This window comes from Burkholderia sp. AU31624, assembly GCF_020420065.1.
Lineage (GTDB): Bacteria > Pseudomonadota > Gammaproteobacteria > Burkholderiales > Burkholderiaceae > Burkholderia.
On sequence record NZ_JAIZRT010000002.1, the window covers coordinates 718,176 to 733,379 of the forward strand.

Genomic DNA, 15,204 nt, shown 5'->3' on the forward strand with positions numbered 1-15,204 from the left:
CGAACCGAAAGCCGAACCGGCGGCGCGTTCGCGGCCGGTTCGCAAGCCGGCGCCCGCGAAGGGCAGGCGGGCCTTCTCCCTCCGATATGTGGCGCCGGCACGTGTCACGCGCGCCTGAGCGTGGCGGCCCACACGCCAAGCGCCGCCACGCTCACGACCGCGCCGAGCACGCAGACGCCCATCCATCCGGCGCGCGCATACATCATCGTCGACGCAATCGCGCCGAGTCCGCTGCCGGCCGAATAGAACAGCATGTAGCAGCCGACGAGGCGCGCATGCGCATCGGGCCGCGCGCCGAGAATCATGCTCTGGTTGACGACGTGGACGGCCTGCCCGCCGACATCGAGCAGCACGATGCCGACGATCAGCCATCCAATCGACGTCGCGCCGAACGCGAGCGGCAGCCACGCGCACGCGAGCAGTGCGAGCGCGGCGCCGGTCGTTGCTTCGCCGCGCCCGCGATCCGCAAGCCGTCCCGCGCGGGCGGCCGCTGCCGCGCCCAGTGCGCCGACGAGGCCGAACGCGCCGATCTGCGTATGCGACATCGTGTGCGGCGGCGCGCTCAGCGGCAGCACCAGCGCGCTCCAGAAGATGCTGAAGGCCGCGAACATCAGCAGTGCGATCGCGCCACGCACGCGCAGCACGCGTTCATCGCGCAGCAGCGACGCCATCGATCGCAGCAGCGCCGCGTAGCCGATGCGCTCGCGCGGGCCGATCTCGTCCGGCAATAGCCGCGACAGCACGACGAGCATCGCGATCGCGAGCGCACCCGACACCAGATAGACGGCCCGCCAGCCCGCGATGTCGGTGACGACGCCCGCCAGCGAGCGCGCGGCCAGCAACCCGACCACGACGCCACCTTGCGCGGCACCCACCACGCGCCCGCGTTCGCCGGCGCCCGCGAGCGCGGCCGAGCACGCGATCAGCCCTTGCGTCATCGCGGTGCCGAGCAGCCCGACCGCGACCATCCCGGCCAGCAGCGCGACGCGCGTCGACGAGGCGGCGACACCGATGCAGGCCGCCGTCAGCAGCAGTAGCTGCACGGTGACCAGGCGCTTGCGGTTCAGCAGGTCGCCGAGCGGCACGACGAACAGCAGCGCGAGCGCACAGCCGAGTTGCGTCGCGGTGATGACGCCGCCGACGGCCGCCTGCGACACGCCGAAATCCCGCGCGATCGAATCGAGCAGCGGCTGCGCATAGTAGACGTTCGCGACACTGGCCGCGCAGCAGACGGCCAGCAACGCGACGCGCGCCGCGGACAGGCGGGCGCCGTCGGGCGGATGCGCGGCGTGTGTTGGCGCGGTCGACGCAACGGTGCCGGAATGACAGGAAGACGCCATGGGTTCCCTCGTGCAATGTAGTTGCAAATTGAAACTAGTGTGAAGTGTAGGAAAAGTAGTTTTAAAATGCAACCTGTTGTGCGGCAGGCGAAATGTCCGCGCACGGATGGCCGGCGTTGCCGCGGAGGCGGCCGGCAAGATTGCGGAGAGGAACATGGCCAGGCAGAAAAGTCTTGCGGATTCGCCGTGCCCGGTGGCGCGGGCGACCGATATCGTCGGCGATCGCTGGGCGTTGCTGATCGTGCGCGATGCGTTCGACGGCGTGCGCCGGTTCGGCGATTTCCGCGCGAGCCTCGGTGTCGCGAGCAACATCCTGTCCGACCGGCTGAAGATGCTGGTGGACGCCGGCGTGTTCGACGTCGTGCCGGCATCCGACGGCACCGCGTATCAGGAGTACGTGCTGACCAAGAAGGGCGAAGGGCTGTTTCCGGTGATCGTGATGCTGAGGCAGTGGGGGGAGGCGAACCTGTTCGCGCGCGGCGAACCGCATTCGGTGCTGGTCGACCGCAGCACGGGGCGGGCGGTCCGCAAGCTCGCGCTGCGGCATGACGACGGCCGGCCTTTGAAGGCGGCCGAGACGGTCGTGAGGAAGATCGGCGACGCGTGACCGCACGCGTGGTTCAATCGGCCGCCGTCACGACCTGACGGCCTGACGCGCGGACGACGCGCCACGATCCGCATCGGGCCGCACCCGCGTCGCGAGCAGCGCGGCGGTGACGAGCAGCGCGACCGACACGGCCGTTTCGATCCGCAACCCGTCCACGACCTGCGCCGCGCCGCCACCGCCGGCGAGCGCGCCGAACGCAGCCACGCCGATCGCGCCGCCGGCCTGCCGCGCGGTATTCAGCACGGCCGACGCGATGCCGGCCCGTTCGGGCGCGACCGACGCGAGCACGGCGGTCGTCATCGCCGGCACCGCGAAGCCCATGCCGGTCGGAATCAGCAGGAACGGCACGAGCAGGACGGCCAGCGGCGTCGACGCGTCGATGACATGCAGCGACCCGTAGCCGAGCGCGGCGACGAGCGCGCCCGCCAGCATCGGCGCACGCGGGCCGTGACGCGCCACGACACGGCCGCTGGCGAGGTTCGACAGGAGGAAGCCGCCCGTCAGCGGCAGGAACGCAAGGCCCGCCTGCAACGCCGTTTCGCCGCGTGCGCGCTGCAGGTACAGCGCGAGCACGAACACGGTGCCGTAGTACGTGAGGTTCACGCAGATCCCGAACAGCACGGCCGCGCTGAAGGTGCGATGGCGGAACAGCGAGAGCGGCAGCATCGGCGTGGCCGTGCGCGTTTCCACGGCGACGAACGCGAGCGCGGCGAGGGCGGCCAGCGCGAAGCCGCCGGCGACGACCGGATGCGTGAAGCCGAGTGGCCGCCATTCGATCACGGCGCCGGTCAGCGCGGTCAGCATCGCGATCGCGATGAACTGGCCGCGCAGGTCGAGTGCGCGGATGGAACGGGAGGGCGCGCCCGGCGCCGCCGCACGGCGCGCGGGGATCCATGCAAACGCAGCCGCCAGCCCGGCCGCGCACAGCGGCAGGTTCACGAGGAAGATGCCGCGCCAGCCCCATGCCGCGATCAGCACGCCGCCCACCACCGGGCCGGCGGCGATCGAAATCGAGCCGGCCGCCGTCCACCCGCCCACGGCTCGCGCCCGCAGGTGCGGGTCGTGCCGGCACGCGTCGTTGAGCAGCGCGAGCGAATTGGGCAGCATCGCCGCGGCGCCGACGCCCTGCAGCGCGCGCGCCGCGATCAGCATCGCGGGCGCGTTCGCGGCGCCGCACGCGAGCGACGCCAGCGCGAACAGCACGAGGCCGGCGATGTACAGGCGCCGCGCGCCGAAGCGGTCGCCGAGCGCGCCGCCCGACAGCATCAGTACCGCGAACGCGAGCGTGTATGCGTCGACGACCCACTGCAGGCCGGCGACCGGCAAGCGCAGGTCGCCGGCGAGATGCGCGAGCGCGATGTTGACGATCGTCACGTCGAGCTGCGTCACGACGAAACCGGTGCTGACGGTCGCGACGACGCGGGCGAGCGCGGACGGGAAGGCGGGCGTGGGGGCGGTCGTATCCATGCGTCAATCGTAGGACGCGGCCGGCCCGCGATGTTTCAGCGGGACGTGAAGCGTCGAAACGCCGGATGCGGAGCAGGGGGCGCGAAGCGGGAACGGAACAGGCTGCGTCCGGGCCGTCGCGAACGCCATTTATCGAAGAAGCGTGCCGCTACGTGCCGGGATGCGCGCTCAGCGCGGGCCAGCGGCTGCGTTCAATGCCGCTCGCCGCGCCAGCGTCCGGGCGCCACGCCGAAGCGTTTCGTGAACGCATGGGTGAACGTGCTTTGATCCGCGAAGCCGACCCTCCCGGCGATATCGACGAGCGGATACCGGCCGTCCGCGAGCAGGATCACGGCCGCGTCGAGCCTGAGCCGTTGCAGGTAGCGATGCGGCGTTTCGCCGAACGCGTCGACGAACAGTTGATGAAAGCGGCGCATCCCGTAGCCGCAGTGCGCGGCGAGATCGGCGATGCGCAGCGGCTCCTCGAGCCGTGCGCGCAGCCAGCGGTCGATGCGCGCGAAATCGAGGCCCGAGGCGGGCGCGGCGATCGCGCGTTCGTCGAGCAGCGCGCCGCACAGCCGCGCGGCGGCCTGCCACTGGAAACGATGCGCGGCCGCGTGCCGCGCGTCGTCGGCGGGGGCGTCGAGTTGCGCGGCGGCGGCCGCGATCTGCGCGACCAGCGACGTCAGTGCCGGATCGATCGCCACGGCGCGCGCGCTGTCGAACAGCCGCTGCGGTACCGCGAGCGACGCGAGGGGAAGATTGAGTACGAGCTGGCGGTTCTCGCCGAGGCCCGCGTAATCGTGGCGCGCGCCGGCCGGAACCAGCCACGCGCCGTGCCGGTCGAGCCGCTGGCTGACGCCGTCCACCGCCATCACCATCGCACCGTCGATGCCGAGCACGATCTGGTGAAAGTCGTGCACGTCCGACGCTTCGAGCGTGTCGTAGCGTTGCAGTGCGATGGTGGGGGACGCAAGGTGTGCCATGGGGCAGGCGTCAGGCGGCTCGCGTGCGTTGTCAGATGTCGAGCAGCTCGACTTCGAACACGAGCGTGGCATTCGGCGGAATCACGCCGCCTGCGCCGCGCGGGCCGTAGCCGAGTTGCGGCGGGATCGTCAGGCGACGCACGCCGCCGACTTTCATACCCTGCACGCCTTCGTCCCAGCCCTTGATGACCATGCCGCCGCCGAGCACGAACGCGAACGGGTCATTGCGATCCTTGCTCGAATCGAATTTCTGACCGTCGGTCAGCCAGCCCGTGTAGTGGACGCTGACGGTCTGGCCGGCTTGCGCTACGTCGCCGGTGCCTTCGGTCAGGTCTTCGTATTTGAGGCCCGATTCGGTCGTGATGACAGACATGACTTCTCCTGAAAAAGGATGGGTAAAACCGCTATTGTAGGCGAGCGCGCAACGGGTCGGCGCTCGGGGCTGTCGGCCGCTCGCACGCGTGTCGCGGGCGGCACCGGGCCACCGTGGCCGCGATCGTCCGAAACGCAAATGGAACGCGCGTTTGAATTTTTCGCGCGCCTCGTGCCCGCGGTTGCACCGTGCGCGTGCGACGCGTGTATGAATCGGTGCTACCGGGGCGCGCCGCTGCGTGCCGCGTGGTGTCGCCGACTTCCGTGAAACGCCCGCCGCACGGGGCTTTCAGACTGTCGACGTGACGCGGCACGGCGCGGCGCGTAGCGCTCGCGAGCCACCGCGCGCGTTCGAATCCCGCCCCGTCCGGACGCTGTTCGAGCGCCGTCTTTTCCGCCTTTTCGACCGTGCCCTGTTTGGAAGCGCGCATCTACCGCGCGGCTTGCGTGTGCCGCCGCGGGCGGCCTATCTTTACAGCTGCCGATGTCAAGATTTTGGCGGTGCGCGATGCGCCGCCCGGGCCTGCGCCGGCTGCGTCGGACGACGCGCCGGGCCGCTCCGGAACCAGGAGAACGATCAACATGAAGTCAGCCGCTTCCGCCACCGCAGCCGGGATCATGCCGGTGCGCCGCGACCTGCGCTTCGACCTGCCGGTCGAACGCGCGAAGGACTGGCATGGCCTCGGGTCGCACGTGACCCATTTCTTCAACGCGCTGTCGCTGCTGTTTCCGGCCGGCGAGCGTTTCTTCATGGATTCGGTGCGCAACTACCGCGACCGGATCGACGATCCCGTGCTGAAGCAGCAGGTGCTCGGCTTCATCGGCCAGGAGGCGATGCACACGCGCGAGCACATCGAGTACAACGAGCTGATGCAGGCGAACCACCTGCCCGCGCGCAAGCTCGACAAGCGCGTGTGGACGGTGCTCGGCTACATGAAGCGCAAGCTGCCGCATTCGGTGCAGCTCGCGCATACGGTCGCGGCGGAGCACTACACGGCGATGCTCGCCGACTGGCTGCTGCGCGACCCGACGCGCCTCGACGGCTCGGTCGAGGGCTACCGCCAGATGTGGATCTGGCACGCGCTCGAGGAAACCGAGCACAAGGCCGTGTCGTTCGACGTATGGAACACCGCGATGGAGCCGGGCATGCGCCGTTACCTGATCCGCATCGGCGTGTATCTGCTGACGACGCTGACGTTCTGGCCGACCGTATTCCTGATGCATGCGACGCTGCTGTGGCGCGATCGCGGCGCCGGCCATCACGTGCGCGGCATGCTGCGGATGATCGCGTTCCTGTACGGGCCGCGCCGAGGGCTGTTCCCGCGCATCGCCGGCGAATGGCTGAGCTTTTTCCGGCCGGGCTTCCATCCGTGGGATCACGACAATCACCACCATCTGGCGCGGGTCGATGCGCTCGCCGCCGCCTATGGCGAACAGGGCGACGCACCGGCCGGCCGCGGCCGCGCCAACGCGCCGGCGCCGCTCGCATCGGGCCGCTGAGATCGCCGCTGCGCCGGCATGCGCGGCATCGGGCCGCGCATGTTGCGTTCGTGCATCAGCCGGCTTCTTCTGACGATTGACCGAAATCAATTCGAACCGGCAGCACGGGTGCCCTGCGGGCCCGTCGACCGGTTGCGCACGCATGCGCGAGCGAGCCGATCCGGCGTGCGCGGCATCGCCCGGGAACGCCATGCGCCAGCACCGGCGCGGCTTTGCGCGCCGCGCAGCCATCCTTTCAGGGGGCCCGCCGCGTACGCCACCGGGATAACACCCATCTAGCCGCGCGCCGGCCGCATCGATATACCGTTCATGACAATGTCCACCTCACGCGCGATTCCTGCACGGGGGGATTTTATTCGGACGGAAATGCGGCCAATATGTCGGTTCGACCAAGGTCCGTCGCGTGAGACGGCGAGCCGGCGCGATACCAACGCGAAGCGGGGAACAACGATGGTTGCTAGGTCACCTGACGCAAACGGGCATGCGGTGCCCGAGATGTCGCATGTGTCCGTCACCGCGCCCGAGGACGGACGCAAGCTGTTCGTGATCATGCGTTCGCCCGATGAGCCGTTGCTTGCGCAACTGCGCGGTCTCGGCTGGGAAATCGCCGTCGCGAAGACGGCCGGCGCCGCGCAGAACATGACCTCCGGCGTAAGCGTCGCCGCCGGTCTGGTCGATTTCACCGGGTTCACGTCGCGCGACTATCCCGCGCTGAAGGCGTGCCTGAGCCAGCCGTCGATCGGCTGGATTTCCATCGCGCAGGCCGGCATCACGATCAGCCCCGCGGTGCGCGAACTGATCCGCAGCTATTGCTTCGATTACGTGACCCTTCCGTTGCCCTACGAATGGATTTCGCACGTGCTCGGCCATGCGCGCGGGATGGCCGCGCTCGATCGCGTCGATGGCGCGGCCTATGCGGCGTCGATCGGCGAACACGGGATGATCGGCAACTGCGAGGCGATGCAGCAGCTGTTCAGCACGATCCGCAAGGTCGCGAAGACCGACGCGAGCGTGTTCATCTCGGGCGAGTCGGGCACCGGCAAGGAGCTGACGGCGCTCGCGATTCACGAGCGCTCCGGCCGCGGCAAGGGGCCGTTCGTCGCGATCAATTGCGGCGCGATTCCGCATCACCTGCTGCAGTCGGAACTGTTCGGCTACGAGCGCGGCGCGTTCACCGGCGCGAACCAGCGGCGCGCGGGCCGGATCGAATCGGCGAACGGCGGCACGCTGTTTCTCGACGAAATCGGCGACATGCCGGTCGAAAGCCAGGCAAGCCTGCTGCGTTTCCTGCAGGAAGGGAAGATCGAGCGGCTCGGCGGGCAGGAATCGATTCCGGTCGACGTACGGATCATCTCGGCCACCCACGTCGATCTCGACGGCGCGGTCGAGGCCGGGCGCTTCCGCGCCGACCTGTATCACCGCCTGTGCGTGCTGCGCATCCACGAGCCGCCGCTGCGCGCGCGCGGCAAGGATATCGACATCCTCGCGCACTACGTGCTGCAGAAATTCAAGTCCGACAGCGGCCGCAAGATCAGCGGCTTCACGTCGGCCGCGCTCGATGCGATGCGCCGCTACGAATGGCCGGGCAACGTGCGCGAGCTGATCAACCGCGTGCGGCGCGCGATCGTGATGGCCGAGAGCCGGCTGCTGACGCCGCACGATCTCGGGCTCGAGACGCCGGGCGAAACCGAACCCGTGACGCTCGAACAGGCGCGGGCGCTCGCCGAGCGCACCGCGATCGAGAATGCGCTGCTGCGCAACGATCACCGCATCAACAAGGCCGCGGCCGAACTCGGCATTTCACGCGTGACGCTCTACCGGATGATGATCGAGCACGGGCTGAACGATCACGACAACAACGGCGGGAACGGCGACAACGGCGGCCACGACGGCACGCCGTCCGGCGACGCGGGGCATCAGCGGGTCGGCTGAGCGGCGCATGCGTGACGCGTGAGCCGGTTCAGCGATAGGTCCAGAGCCGGTGCAGCACGAACGTGACCGGCGGCACGCACAGCACGACCGCGACGATGCTCCACGCGCGGGCGAGGCCGAGCGTCTCGGTGGCGTGCGCCAGCAGCATCGTCATGCCGAGGCCGGCCAGCGCGACGGCGAGAAAGCGCACGAAGTTGCCCCACGTCACCGGCGACGAAAAACTCCACAGCGTGTTGGCGAGATACGAGAACGCGGTCGAGCACGCGAACGCGACCGCGTTCGCGCTCACCGGCGTCGCGTCGAACAGCGCGAACATCGCGGCCGCGATCAGCGCATGCAGCGCGGTCGAGCCGACGCCCGACACCCCGAAGCGAATCATCCTGGCGCGTTCGGCGGTATAGAGGGTGCGGATCATCGGGGGCGGTCGTTCGGGTGATGGGGCGGCGTGTGGGGCGGTGTCGTGAGGTGCGTCACGCGCCGGCGAAGGGCGCCGGCGCAAACATGACGCGCGCCGGTTTCGCAGTATAGCGATGCCGTCGGCCGATGGATGTGCGGACAACCTGCGGCTCCCGTGCCGCCTGCGCCATGTAAAGCGCATGAAACATTTTCGCCTCGGCAGTCACGCAAATTGGCGCGGCAAATCGGGGTGAACGGCCGGCTACCCGTCGGTAAAAATGTCGCGGCGCATTGTTCAGCCTTATCCGGCAAGGCAGCGCCGCGACACGGCCAGCGCAGGCCGCGCGCCGTGTGTTTCAGTTTCGTAACTTCCCGCCTTCCGCACCCGTTCCGGCCACCACGCTGCCGGGTCAACCCCTTGTCCGGACGGGCTCGCGCGACGCTGGCCCGCTCCTTGCAATAGTGAGCGTGCGAAAGTCGACGATGCACGGTCCGTCCGGTTCGGCAGCGAACCCTGTCAGTACCGGCCTGGACACGGTCCGCGGGGATGCGGCGGCGGAGCGCGGCACGACAGCTGCGTTCCGGCGAGCACGGCGTGTCGTCGCCTGATCGTCGGGGCACCGGTCTCGTCCGGTTGCCGGAACAACCATCAGATTGAAACGGGGAAGAAAAATGATCGATCGCCACACGCCGCGGCCGGCAGGCCGCGATCGCAGTGAGTCGGAGCATCGCCGGTCGAACGCCGTTCTTGCAGCCGGCCGGCATGCATCGACAGGCCATCTCTCCGCGCCCGGTGCGAGGCGGATCCGGCTGATTGCCGGTCATCCGCGCCGGGTCGGCACTTTCCTGCACCCGAACCCGATTCGCAAGGGCATGTGCACACGGGCGCCGGTCCCTCGACGCCCGGTCTTCGCCTACTGACTGAAGCCGCACGATATCCGTTCGCGCGAGGCATCGTCCCCGTGAACGATCGATCTGCAATCCGAATGAAATGCGCAGCGTCGTGCGATGTGTGCGACGGATGAAGCATTCGATGCGACGGCAAACGGTGTAGCGCCGGTGCCGTCCGGTGGTGAGGGGAGGGGCGGTCGGACGCGCGCGACGGGAGTGGCGCCCGTACGCGCGCGACGCCGTTTCAACCGCCGTAGATGTCGAAGTCGAAGTACTTCGACGCGAGCCGCTTGTAGGTGCCGTCCTTGACCATATCGAGGATGGCGCCGTCGATCTTCGCCTTCAGGTCGGTGTCCTCCTTGCGCAGCCCGATGCCGGCGCCGATGCCGAGCACCTTTTCGTCGACGAGCTCGGGGCCGACGAACGTGTAGTTCGCGCCGCGCGGCGATTTCAGGAACCCGATGGCCGCCTGCACTTCATCCTGCAACGCCGCGTCGAGGCGGCCCGACGTCAGGTCCGCGTACACGCCGTCCTGGTTCTGGTACGACACGACGTTCGCGCCTTGCTTGCCCCAGTACGCCTTCGCATACGTTTCCTGCGTCGTGCCCTGTTCGACGCCGATCGATTTGCCCTTCAGCGATTCGGCCGTCGGCAGCAGCGGCGAACCCTTCTTCACGACGAGCCGCGTCGGCTGGTTGTAGATCTTCGTCGTGAAGCCGATCTGCTGCGCACGTTGCGGCGTAATCGACATCGACGACAGCACCGCGTCGAACTTCTTCGCCTTCAGCGCCGGAATCATCCCGTCGAAATCGTTCTCGAGCCACACGCACTTCGCCTTCAGGCGCGCGCAGATCTCGTTGCCGAGGTCGATGTCGAAGCCGACGAGCTTGCCGTCGGGCGCCTTCGACTCGAACGGCGCGTAGCTGGCATCGGTGCCGAAGCGGATCGTGGTCCAGTCCTTCGCGACGGCGGGGCCTGCGGATACCGCGAGCAGGGCGATCGAAACAGCGGCAATCAGTCTCTTCATGGTGCGTTCCTTGGCGGGGTGCTTCCGGTTTCTGTGCGACACGGTTTCACGGATACGAACCGCGTCTGCGCGCGGTGTCCGCACGGCCATTAACGCAGAAAATAAAATAAGAGTCCAGAATGGACAAAAAATATCGTTTGGTCGGAGGAGCGGATCGATCGGCGGTCTCGACCCTTGCAAAAATACGAAAATGGACTAATCTTGTTAGTAAATTCGTTTCGAGACTAACGATCATGTCACAGCCCGCCTATGAATCGCACTCCGCCCCGCCGCAGGCCTCGGTCGCGCAGATGTCGGCGGCCGGCCTGCGCGCGTTTTTCAACATCGCGCGCGACTGGGAACTGACGATCGACGAGCAGATCGTGCTGCTCGGGTCGCCCGGCCGTTCGACGTTCTTCAAGTGGAAGGGCACGCCGGAATCGGCGCGGCTGCCGCGCGATACGCTCGAACGGCTATCGCTGTTGCTCGGCATCTACAAGGCACTGCAGATCCTGCTGCCGCAGCCGGCCGCGGCCGATGCGTGGGTCAAGCGGCCCAACGACGCGGCGCCGTTCGGCGGCAAGCGCGCACTCGACCGGATGCTCGCCGGCAACGTCGGCGATCTGGTCGCCGTCCGGCAATATCTCGACGCGATGCGAGGTGGCTGGGCGTGACCATGCCGATCCAAGCACAACAATGGCCCACGACCGCGGTCGACTGGGCGCCAGCCTATCGCGTGATCCCCACCCGTTTCCCGGCGATCAACCTCTTCGACCGCGTGGCCTCGGCGGACGATTTCGACGCGCTTTACGCACTCGAATCGCTGACCAACGACCGCATCCGCAACGAAGTCGGCACGCTCGACCTCGTGCCGCCCGCCGAGCGCCGCTACGGGCAGGGCTGGGGACCGATCATGGCCGCGTTCACGCATCTGAATCCGCAGGGCAGCCGCTTTTCCGACGGCAGCTACGGCGTGTTCTACTGCGCGCGTTCGCGCGATACGGCGATCGCCGAAACGCGGTATCACAGCGCGTTGTTCCTGGAAGCGACGAGGGAGCCGCCGATGCGCCAGCAAATGCGGCTCTATACGGTGATCGCGCAGGGCGACGTGGCCGACATACGCGTGTGGCCCAAACGCGATCCGGCGCTGCTGCATCCGCTCGATTACAGCGCCGGGCAGGCGCTCGGTCGCGCGGTGCGCAATGCGGGCGGCGCGGGCATCGTCTATCCGTCGGTGCGCGACCCGCGCGGCGAGTGCCTGGCGGCGTTCCGCACCGCGCTGCTGCGCGACTGCCATCACGCGGCCTACCTCGAATACAACTGGAACGGCTCGGCCGTCGATGCGGTGTTCGAACTGAACCAGGTGGGCTAGGGCCTGCTCGCGGGCGTCAGCACCTATTAGCATCTATCAGCGCATATCAGCCGCCTCAAGGCAGCGGCCAGTCGCCCGCATGGCGCTCGCGTGCCTCGGCCTGCGTCATCGACCAGGTGCGCCCGGTGCGCGGCTCGGCGAGCGTGAGCCGCCCGGCCGGTGCGAACGCGCCCGTGTCGATGAACCACTGCGCGCCGATCCGCTGTGGCGCGCGCACCGGCGTGTGCCCGGTGCAGGTCAGCGACAGCCCGGCCTGCCGCGCCGGATCGGCGAGCCCCTGGACGAGATCGCGGCCCCAGATCAGCCGCTCGCGCACGTCGTGCGCATAGCTGCCGGTGTCGAGATCGGCGTCCGAGCCGAAGAATTCCGCGTGCAGTACGTTGAAGCGCCCGGGGCCGTCGCCGATCACGCGCACCAGTGGCAGCGCGTCGATGCGTGCCGCATGCGCGTGCAGCCGTTCCGGCGGCAGGTCGGCACCCCAGTCGCCGCCGATCCCGCGCCACGCGTCGGGCGACAGCTTGCCGCGCGCCACGAGGCTCAGCACTTCCTCGTGATTGCCGCGCACGACGTGGCACCACGGGCGGTCGAGCAGGTCGAGCGTGGTTTCGGAGGCCGGGCCGCGGTCGACGAGGTCGCCGACCGAGAACAGGCGGTCGCGGGCCGGATCGAAGCGGATGTCGTGCAGCAGCGCGCGCAGCACATCCACGCAGCCGTGCAGGTCGCCAACGACGAAGTCGCGGCCGACCGTGTTCGCCGGATGGCGGCAGAGGGGGGCGATGGCAGTCATCCCAATATCTTAGGCGCTTGCGTCCCCATCGCCACGTCACGATGGAATGGCGATAATCGGGACAATACCCGCCGGTGCGGCGCGGCGGGCAGTCCCGCGCGCCGGCCGAACCCTTTCCATTTGCTTTCGGAATCACATGATGACGATTTATCCGCAGGTATTACGCAACCGGCCGCGCATGGTCGCGGCGTTCGTCGCCGGCTTGCTGTGCGCGGTACTGCTGCCGTTTCCGCTGCGTCCGACCGTACGGGCGCTGATCGGCTGGGATTGCGCGGTCTGGCTGTATCTCGCGCTGATGTGGGTGCGCATGGTCACCGCGCATCATGACCAGGTGCGCGACATCGCGATTCGCGAGGACGAAAACGCGACGACCGTGCTGACCATCGTGTCCCTTGCGACCGTCGCGAGCGTGGCCGCGATCGCGATCGAGCTCGCGACCGTCAAAAGCGTCGGCTTTCGCGCGGGGCTCAGCCACTACGCGATCACGGGCGCGACGCTGTTCGGCGCGTGGTTCATGATTCCGACGATTTTCACGCTGCACTATGCGCGCCTCTATTACGGCTCGCCCGGCAACGACCGCGCGCTTCGTTTCCCGGACCGGAGCCCGGAGCCCGATTACTGGGATTTCCTGTATTTCGCGTTCACGATCGCGGTCGCGTCGCAGACGGCCGACGTGTCGATGACGAACCGCTCCGCGCGGCGCTCGGTGCTCGCGCAGTCGATCCTGTCGTTCTACTTCAACATGGCCGTGCTCGGGCTGTCGATCAACGTCGCGGCGGGCCTGCTGAGCTGATGCAGGCCAGGGCGATTCGCCGCGTTACTTGAGCAGGTCGTACGGGCCGCCGCGTTCCAGCGCCCGCTGGTACGCGGGCCGCGCGTGGATCGCATCGAGGAAACGTGCGATTGCCGGATAGCGGCTGCCGCCCCCGCGCGCGGTCGCGGCTTCGAGCGGAAAGCTCATCTGGATGTCGGCTGCGCTGAAACCGTCGCCGACGAACCAGCCGGTGCGGCTCAACGTGTCGTTGACATAGCCGAGATGCAGCGCGATCTGCGGATCGACGAAGCTCGATTGCAGCGTGTCGGCGATCTTGCGTGCGATCGGCCGTGCGAAGAACGGCATCGGCGCGTGTGCGATCCGCAGCGCGACGAGCTTGAGCAGCAGCGGCGGCATCGCCGACCCTTCCGCGTAGTGCAGCCAGTACGTGAAGTCGTGCCGCTCGGGCGTGCCGGGCGGCGGCGCCAGGCGCCCGTTGCCGTAGCGTTCGACCAGGTATTCGATGATCGCGCCCGATTCGGCATACGTGCGGCCTTCGTCGGTGACGACCGGCGACTTGCCGAGCGGATGGATCGCGCGCAATTCGGGCGGCGCGAGCATCGTTTTCGGGTCGCGCGCGTAGCGCACGATCTCGTACGGCACATCCAGTTCTTCGAGCAGCCAGAGCACGCGCTGCGAGCGCGAGTTGTTCAGGTGATGGACGGTGAGCATGTCGACGCTGGGAGTGGGGGCGGGAACGACATCATACCCAGCGCATAGGGCGCGTACGCGAAACGCGCCGCGCGCCGTGACGAACGGCGTCTAGACGACCGCGTCTGGTCAGCCGCCCCGCACCGCGATCCACGCACCCCAGAACAGGCTCGCGAAAAAGCGCAGCGGCGCATCGAAGCCCGCATCGCGCAGCAGGCCGAACACGGCTTCCTCTGACGCGGGCGGATCGGCGCCCTGCAGGATCTTCGCGAGTTGCGCGCGCACCGCGTCGGGCGTCGTACCTTTCATGCGCCAGCGCTGCTGCCACGCGCCGAGCAGGCGAGGGTGGTCCGCGTAGCGGCGATGGTTGCCGGCGAGCACGAGCGGCGCGCCGGGTTTCAGGCGCCGCGCGATCGCATGCAGCAGCGCCGCCTTCGCTTCGTCGCCGGGGACGTGGTGCAGCACGCCGATCAGCGTCGCGCCGTCGAACGCGGGCGTGTCGGGCAACGCCTCGACGCTGTCCTCGACGAATGCCGTGCGTGCGCCGAAACCCGCGGCCTCGACGTTCGAGCGCGCGAGCGCGAGCATCGGCGCGGACGGGTCGACGGCCGTGAATTGCCAGCCCGGCTCGAGCGCGGCCGCCACGCAGATTTCCTGCCCGGTGCCGCCCGCGCCGGCGACGAGGATCCGCGCGTCGGGCGCCGCGATCGCCGACGCGAGCATGCACGCGGTGAGTTCGTGGCAGGCATCGTAGCCGGCGAGTGCGATGCGGGATTGCTCGGCGTATTCGTGCGCGCGTGCTGGATCGAATTTGGCGGCGCTGGAGGGAAGCGACATGGCGGGTTCCTCGGGTCGGGCGCGGACGTCGTGTCCGCGAGCATGGCGCAGAGCGTAAGCGTGCGCGGCCGGTGCAACAAGGCGAGCAACCATTCCGGTATGGCGGCTACCCGACTCGTCGGGACCGGCGGGATTGCGGGTTTTCCCGGGGTCGATTCGTATTTAAAAATGTCCGGGCGCGATGCATCGCGGTAGCGAATCCGGCGCATACTCGTTTCTCTCCCCCCGCCTGGCCGTCGCATGCCGGGCCCCGATGCGCCGCGCCCC

15 protein-coding genes are annotated in these 15,204 nt (G+C 68.6%); 6 read left to right on the forward strand and 9 right to left on the reverse strand.

The features are described 5' to 3' along the window. Positions 1 to 104: 104 nt before the first annotated feature. A complete protein-coding gene (locus LGM89_RS08525) occupies positions 105 to 1,340 on the reverse strand; it encodes an MFS transporter (RefSeq protein WP_226272841.1) in 1,236 nt (411 codons plus the stop codon). 154 nt (positions 1,341 to 1,494) lie between these two features. On the opposite strand from LGM89_RS08525, the gene LGM89_RS08530 reads away from it, so the two are divergent. Beyond that, positions 1,495 to 1,947 (forward strand): winged helix-turn-helix transcriptional regulator, encoded by a 453-nt coding sequence (locus LGM89_RS08530; RefSeq protein ID WP_179254914.1) that lies wholly within the window; start codon positions 1,495 to 1,497, stop codon positions 1,945 to 1,947. Between the two features lie 27 nt (positions 1,948 to 1,974). On the opposite strand, the gene LGM89_RS08535 is transcribed toward LGM89_RS08530, so the two are convergent. From LGM89_RS08535 to LGM89_RS08545, 3 genes are all read right to left on the reverse strand, one after another. After that, positions 1,975 to 3,414 carry an MFS transporter gene (locus LGM89_RS08535; protein ID WP_226272842.1) on the reverse strand — a complete coding sequence of 480 codons (1,440 nt, stop codon included), beginning with the start codon at positions 3,412 to 3,414 and terminating at the stop codon, positions 1,975 to 1,977. A gap of 191 nt (positions 3,415 to 3,605) precedes the next feature. Beyond that, positions 3,606 to 4,379: an AraC family transcriptional regulator gene (locus LGM89_RS08540; RefSeq protein ID WP_089497428.1), complete on the reverse strand. Its 774-nt coding sequence runs from the start codon at positions 4,377 to 4,379 to the stop codon at positions 3,606 to 3,608. Between the two features lie 31 nt (positions 4,380 to 4,410). Next, the gene (locus LGM89_RS08545) at positions 4,411 to 4,752 is read right to left on the reverse strand and encodes an FKBP-type peptidyl-prolyl cis-trans isomerase (protein WP_011355854.1); all 342 of its coding nucleotides are present in this window, start codon (positions 4,750 to 4,752) and stop codon (positions 4,411 to 4,413) included. A 581-nt stretch (positions 4,753 to 5,333) separates the two neighbouring features. Between LGM89_RS08545 and LGM89_RS08550 the strand changes: the two genes are divergently transcribed. Both LGM89_RS08550 and LGM89_RS08555 read left to right on the forward strand, forming a co-directional pair. After that, complete coding sequence (locus LGM89_RS08550) at positions 5,334 to 6,251, forward strand: metal-dependent hydrolase (protein ID WP_226272843.1); 918 nt, start codon at positions 5,334 to 5,336, stop codon at positions 6,249 to 6,251. A gap of 450 nt (positions 6,252 to 6,701) precedes the next feature. Further along, the gene (locus LGM89_RS08555) at positions 6,702 to 8,183 is read left to right on the forward strand and encodes a sigma-54 dependent transcriptional regulator (protein ID WP_089497426.1); all 1,482 of its coding nucleotides are present in this window, start codon (positions 6,702 to 6,704) and stop codon (positions 8,181 to 8,183) included. Between the two features lie 28 nt (positions 8,184 to 8,211). Here the strand turns inward: LGM89_RS08555 and LGM89_RS08560 are convergent, their stop codons facing one another. Both LGM89_RS08560 and LGM89_RS08565 read right to left on the reverse strand, forming a co-directional pair. Beyond that, positions 8,212 to 8,598: a GtrA family protein gene (locus LGM89_RS08560; RefSeq protein WP_226272844.1), complete on the reverse strand. Its 387-nt coding sequence runs from the start codon at positions 8,596 to 8,598 to the stop codon at positions 8,212 to 8,214. 1,116 nt (positions 8,599 to 9,714) lie between these two features. Next, on the reverse strand, positions 9,715 to 10,497 hold the full coding sequence (locus tag LGM89_RS08565; protein WP_069251060.1) for an ABC transporter substrate-binding protein: 783 nt from the start codon (positions 10,495 to 10,497) through the stop codon (positions 9,715 to 9,717). Between the two features lie 233 nt (positions 10,498 to 10,730). Between LGM89_RS08565 and LGM89_RS08570 the strand changes: the two genes are divergently transcribed. Together LGM89_RS08570 and LGM89_RS08575 are read left to right on the forward strand one after the other, a co-directional pair. After that, positions 10,731 to 11,150, forward strand: coding sequence for an MbcA/ParS/Xre antitoxin family protein (locus LGM89_RS08570; RefSeq protein WP_226272845.1), 420 nt, complete (start codon positions 10,731 to 10,733; stop codon positions 11,148 to 11,150). Between the two features lie 2 nt (positions 11,151 to 11,152). Further along, complete coding sequence (locus LGM89_RS08575; RefSeq protein ID WP_089497423.1) at positions 11,153 to 11,848, forward strand: RES family NAD+ phosphorylase; 696 nt, start codon at positions 11,153 to 11,155, stop codon at positions 11,846 to 11,848. 55 nt (positions 11,849 to 11,903) lie between these two features. Here LGM89_RS08575 and LGM89_RS08580 read toward each other — a convergent pair whose 3' ends face one another. Next, positions 11,904 to 12,635, reverse strand: a complete 732-nt coding sequence (locus LGM89_RS08580; protein ID WP_089497422.1) for a metallophosphoesterase — start codon at positions 12,633 to 12,635, stop codon at positions 11,904 to 11,906. 139 nt (positions 12,636 to 12,774) lie between these two features. Between LGM89_RS08580 and LGM89_RS08585 the strand changes: the two genes are divergently transcribed. Beyond that, complete coding sequence (locus LGM89_RS08585; RefSeq protein WP_039360521.1) at positions 12,775 to 13,428, forward strand: DUF1345 domain-containing protein; 654 nt, start codon at positions 12,775 to 12,777, stop codon at positions 13,426 to 13,428. Positions 13,429 to 13,452: 24 nt separating this feature from the next. Here LGM89_RS08585 and LGM89_RS08590 read toward each other — a convergent pair whose 3' ends face one another. Continuing rightward, entirely contained in the window at positions 13,453 to 14,121 is a 669-nt protein-coding gene (locus tag LGM89_RS08590) for a glutathione S-transferase (RefSeq protein WP_089497421.1), read from the reverse strand. 108 nt (positions 14,122 to 14,229) lie between these two features. After that, positions 14,230 to 14,937 (reverse strand): class I SAM-dependent methyltransferase, encoded by a 708-nt coding sequence (locus tag LGM89_RS08595; protein WP_226272846.1) that lies wholly within the window; start codon positions 14,935 to 14,937, stop codon positions 14,230 to 14,232. Between the last annotated feature and the right edge of the window lie 267 nt (positions 14,938 to 15,204).

Coding starts and splice junctions, on each gene's coding strand:
- LGM89_RS08540 (WP_089497428.1), bottom strand. CDS start 4,379: ATGGCACACCTTGCGTCCCCCACCATCGCACTGCAACGCTACGACACG.
- LGM89_RS08570 (WP_226272845.1), top strand. CDS start 10,731: ATGTCACAGCCCGCCTATGAATCGCACTCCGCCCCGCCGCAGGCCTCG.
- LGM89_RS08535 (WP_226272842.1), bottom strand. CDS start 3,414: ATGGATACGACCGCCCCCACGCCCGCCTTCCCGTCCGCGCTCGCCCGC.
- LGM89_RS08580 (WP_089497422.1), bottom strand. CDS start 12,635: ATGACTGCCATCGCCCCCCTCTGCCGCCATCCGGCGAACACGGTCGGC.
- LGM89_RS08590 (WP_089497421.1), bottom strand. CDS start 14,121: ATGCTCACCGTCCATCACCTGAACAACTCGCGCTCGCAGCGCGTGCTC.
- LGM89_RS08575 (WP_089497423.1), top strand. CDS start 11,153: ATGCCGATCCAAGCACAACAATGGCCCACGACCGCGGTCGACTGGGCG.
- LGM89_RS08565 (WP_069251060.1), bottom strand. CDS start 10,497: ATGAAGAGACTGATTGCCGCTGTTTCGATCGCCCTGCTCGCGGTATCC.
- LGM89_RS08545 (WP_011355854.1), bottom strand. CDS start 4,752: ATGTCTGTCATCACGACCGAATCGGGCCTCAAATACGAAGACCTGACC.
- LGM89_RS08595 (WP_226272846.1), bottom strand. CDS start 14,937: ATGTCGCTTCCCTCCAGCGCCGCCAAATTCGATCCAGCACGCGCGCAC.
- LGM89_RS08555 (WP_089497426.1), top strand. CDS start 6,702: ATGGTTGCTAGGTCACCTGACGCAAACGGGCATGCGGTGCCCGAGATG.
- LGM89_RS08550 (WP_226272843.1), top strand. CDS start 5,334: ATGAAGTCAGCCGCTTCCGCCACCGCAGCCGGGATCATGCCGGTGCGC.
- LGM89_RS08560 (WP_226272844.1), bottom strand. CDS start 8,598: ATGATCCGCACCCTCTATACCGCCGAACGCGCCAGGATGATTCGCTTC.
- LGM89_RS08530 (WP_179254914.1), top strand. CDS start 1,495: ATGGCCAGGCAGAAAAGTCTTGCGGATTCGCCGTGCCCGGTGGCGCGG.
- LGM89_RS08585 (WP_039360521.1), top strand. CDS start 12,775: ATGACGATTTATCCGCAGGTATTACGCAACCGGCCGCGCATGGTCGCG.
- LGM89_RS08525 (WP_226272841.1), bottom strand. CDS start 1,340: ATGGCGTCTTCCTGTCATTCCGGCACCGTTGCGTCGACCGCGCCAACA.